The sequence below is a fragment of the Geminicoccus sp. genome, from assembly GCF_035556675.1.
Lineage (GTDB): Bacteria > Pseudomonadota > Alphaproteobacteria > Geminicoccales > Geminicoccaceae > Geminicoccus.
In genome coordinates, this window is the sequence record NZ_DATMFZ010000360.1 from 1 (window position 1) to 3,812 (window position 3,812).

4 protein-coding genes are annotated in these 3,812 nt (G+C 69.7%); 3 read left to right on the forward strand and 1 reads right to left on the reverse strand.

Annotated elements, in window-relative coordinates; translation table 11 throughout:
- The 3 genes from VNS22_RS25585 to VNS22_RS25595 form a co-directional block, all read left to right on the forward strand.
- On the forward strand, positions 1-343 hold a 343-nt coding region (locus tag VNS22_RS25585; protein ID WP_325737580.1), incomplete at its 5' end, for a hypothetical protein.
- Positions 344-606: 263 nt separating this feature from the next.
- On the forward strand, positions 607-2,451 hold the full coding sequence (ilvD, locus tag VNS22_RS25590; RefSeq protein WP_325737582.1) for a dihydroxy-acid dehydratase: 1,845 nt from the start codon (positions 607-609) through the stop codon (positions 2,449-2,451).
- A 66-nt stretch (positions 2,452-2,517) separates the two neighbouring features.
- Positions 2,518-2,769: a hypothetical protein gene (locus VNS22_RS25595; RefSeq protein ID WP_325737584.1), complete on the forward strand. Its 252-nt coding sequence runs from the start codon at positions 2,518-2,520 to the stop codon at positions 2,767-2,769.
- A gap of 128 nt (positions 2,770-2,897) precedes the next feature.
- On the opposite strand, the gene VNS22_RS25600 is transcribed toward VNS22_RS25595, so the two are convergent.
- A partial coding sequence (locus tag VNS22_RS25600; protein WP_325737586.1) for an HAD-IC family P-type ATPase occupies positions 2,898-3,812 on the reverse strand: 915 nt, incomplete at its 5' end.

Consider the following 3,812-nt stretch of genomic DNA (forward strand, 5'->3'; position numbering starts at 1 on the left):
CCCCTCGCTCTACACCATCACCGAGAACCGCGACCAGTGGGTGACGTTCGCCAAGGCCAACATCGCGGAAGCGCGCAAGTACGGCAAGCCGGTGATCCCGTTCGTCTGGCCGCAGTACCACGACACCATGCTGGGCAAGGGCACCGAATACCTGCCGATCAAGTTCTGGGAATTGCAGCTCAACACCATCTACGAGCTGAGCGACGGCATCGCCATCTGGGGCTCGGTCAAGAAGGGCGGCGGCTGGGATGCCTGGGACGCCAAGAAGGACTGGTGGGGCTTCACCAAGAACTATGCCGGCGAGTGGGGCACCGTCGCCTATACCAGCGCCTGCAAGGTCTGAGGCATCGTTTCCCATCCTGACGGCGCGCCATACCCCCGCATGGCGCGCCCGAAGGAGGCCATCCGCCGCCCGGCACGGATTGGAGTGATTTCAATCGAGCGCGAAATCCTCTAGGACCGGTCACGGTTTGCGTCGGATGGCGGCCGCGGCGTGCCCAGCAGGCACGCCGCGCTGCCGTTCGATGCCGCGCAAGAGCCGCCCCCTGAACTCCGGCCGCGACCGGGGGAGCAGGACACCGGTCGAGCAGGGCAACAGGACGTTTCATGCCAACCTATCGTTCCCGCACCACCACCCATGGCCGCAACATGGCCGGCGCCCGTGGCCTCTGGCGTGCCACCGGCATGAAGGACGGCGATTTCGGCAAGCCGATCATCGCGGTCGCCAATTCCTTCACCCAGTTCGTACCGGGCCATGTGCACCTGAAGGACCTGGGCCAGCTCGTGGCGCGCGAGATCGAGGCGGCGGGCGGCGTGGCCAAGGAGTTCAACACCATCGCGGTCGATGACGGCATCGCGATGGGCCATGACGGCATGCTCTACTCGCTCCCCTCGCGCGAGCTGATCGCCGATTCGATCGAGTACATGGTCAACGCGCACTGCGCGGACGCCATGGTCTGCATCTCGAACTGCGACAAGATCACCCCCGGCATGCTGATGGCGGCGCTGCGCCTGAACATCCCGGTCGTGTTCGTCTCGGGCGGGCCGATGGAGGCCGGCAAGGTCGTGCTGCGGGGCAAGAATGTGGCGCTCGACCTGGTCGACGCCATGGTGGCGGCCGCCGACGAGAAGGTCTCCGAGGAGGAGATCAAGGTGATCGAGCGCTCGGCCTGCCCGACCTGTGGGTCGTGCTCGGGCATGTTCACCGCCAACTCGATGAACTGCCTGACCGAGGCGCTGGGCCTCTCCCTGCCGGGCAACGGCTCGACACTCGCCACCCATGCCGACCGCAAGCGCCTGTTCGTCGAGGCCGGCCACCTGATCGTCGACCTGGCGCGGCGCTACTACGAGAAGGACGAGGCGGGCCTCCTGCCGCGTGCGATCGCGAGCCGCAAGGCGTTCGAGAACGCCATGACCCTCGACATCGCGATGGGCGGCTCGACCAACACGGTCCTGCACCTGCTGGCCGCCGCGCACGAGGCCGAGCTCGACTTCACCATGGCCGACATCGACCGGCTGTCGCGGCGCGTGCCGGTGCTCTGCAAGGTGGCGCCCTCCAAGTCCGACGTCCACATGGAGGACGTGCACCGGGCGGGCGGCATCATGGCGATCCTGGGCGAGCTCGACCGGGCGGGGCTGCTCGACACCTCGGTCGGCACGGTGCATGCGCCGAACCTGGGTGCCGCGCTCGAGCGCTGGGACGTCCAGCGCACCAGCGACGCCACCGTCCACGACTTCTATCGGGCCGGCCCGGGCGGCGTGCCCACCCAGACCGCGTTCAGCCAGGACCAGCGCTATCCCTCGCTCGACCTGGACCGCGAGAACGGCGTGATCCGCTCGGCCGAGCACGCCTTCGCCAAGGACGGCGGCCTGGCGGTGCTCTACGGCAACCTCGCCGAGGACGGGGCGATCGTGAAGACCACGGGCGTGGACGAATCGATCCTGGTGTTCTCCGGTCCGGCCGTGATCTTCGAGAGCCAGGACGCGGCGGTGAGCGGCATCCTGGGCGGCAAGGTCAAGCCGGGCGACGTGGTGCTGATCCGCTACGAGGGCCCGCGTGGCGGCCCCGGCATGCAGGAGATGCTCTATCCGACCAGCTACCTGAAGTCGAAGGGCCTGGGCAAAGCCTGCGCGCTGGTCACCGACGGGCGCTTCTCCGGGGGCTCGTCCGGCCTGTCGATCGGCCATGTCTCGCCGGAAGCCGCCGAGGGCGGCCTGATCGGCCTGGTCGAGAACGGCGACCGGATCGAGATCGACATCCCGAACCGCAAGCTGCACCTGGCGGTCGACGATGCCGAGATCGCGCGGCGCCGTGCCGCCATGGCCGCCCGCGAGGGTAATGCATGGAAGCCGGCCGAGGCGCGCCCGCGCAAGGTGAGCACTGCCCTGCGGGCCTATGCGGCCATGGCGACCAGTGCTGCCAAGGGTGCCGTGCGGCACGTGCCGGACTGACCGCCGATGGATGGCGCGGCCTGCCCTGGCTGCGTCATCCATTCCTTCCCTGCCGGAGCTGAACCCATGCGCGCGCTCGCCGTCCTGTTCGCCCTCATGACGCTGGCGGCCTGCCAGTCCCCGGCCGATGACCAGCCCGGGCGCGTGGGTGCCGATGCCGACGCGCATGGCTGCCGCGCGTCGGCCGGCTATCGCTGGTGCGCCCGCACCGCCCAGTGCGAGCGGCCGTGGGAGCTGGCGGAGGCGGAAGGGTTCGAGGCGAGCGAGGCGGGATTCACGCAGTTCTGCGCGCAGGATCAGTCTCGGTTAACTTATTGATATATAAAAATAAAATTCGCTTCTCGGGTTCGTTTGTGCAGATTCGCGCATGCATGCCGGAAGCTGGCCCCGTGGCGGCCGGACGGTCCGGCCGATCAGCATAGCATATCCCGGGTCGACATTCCCACTCAGAGCCGCAGCGCCCGGAGCGCGTTCAGGATCACGGCGACGTCGATGGCCTCCTGAAACAGGGCACCTGCCACCGGCGGCAGGTAGCCGAGCGCCGCTGCCAGCATCCCGGCGACCGACAGGCCCAGGCCCGCGGCCACGCTCTGCAGGGCGATCCGGCCCGTACCGTGCGCCACCTCGACCGCGTCCGCCAGGCGGTCCAGCCGGTCGACCAGGAGCACGATGTCGGCGGATTCGGCCGAGGCGGCGGCACCGCGGGCACCCATCGCCACCCCGACATCGGCGGCCGCGAGGGCGGGGGCATCGTTCACCCCGTCGCCCACCATCAGGACCGATCCATTGCGGCGTTCCGCCAGCACCAGTTCCACCTTGTCGGCGGGCGACAGTTCGGCCCGCACCTCGTCCAGCTGCAGGCCGGCGGCGATCGCGTGCGCGACATCCGCCCGGTCGCCGGTGGCGAGCAGGATCCGGGCGAAGCCGACCCTGCGCAGGCGGGCCAGCACGTCGGCGGCATCGGGGCGAAGCGGATCCTGCAGGCGCAGCAGCCCGGCATAGCGTCCGTCGATCCCCACCTGGATCACCGCGTCGCCGTCATCCGGTCGCGGCGGCATGGCCGCGACGTGGGCGCGCACGAAGCCGTAGCCGCCCAGGGCCACGTCATGCCCGTCGACCCACCCGACGAGGCCGGCGCCACTCTCCTCGGCGACCGATTGCGGTTCGGCGAGGGCGAGCCCGCGCGCCCGGGCCGCCTCGGCCAGGGTCGTCGCCAGCACATGGGTCGAGGCCTGGTCGAGCGAGGCGGCGAGCCGCAGGATCTCGTCGGGATCGAAGCCCGGTGCTGCCTCGATCCCGGCGATTTCGGCCTCCCCCAGGGTAAGGGTGCCGGTCTTGTCCAGGACGGCGATGCGCGCCCG

Bases quoted from the DNA above. Each gene is read 5' to 3' on its own strand.
- ilvD (WP_325737582.1), top strand. From the start codon at position 607: ATGCCAACCTATCGTTCCCGCACCACCACCCATGGCCGCAACATGGCC.
- VNS22_RS25595 (WP_325737584.1), top strand. From the start codon at position 2,518: ATGCGCGCGCTCGCCGTCCTGTTCGCCCTCATGACGCTGGCGGCCTGC.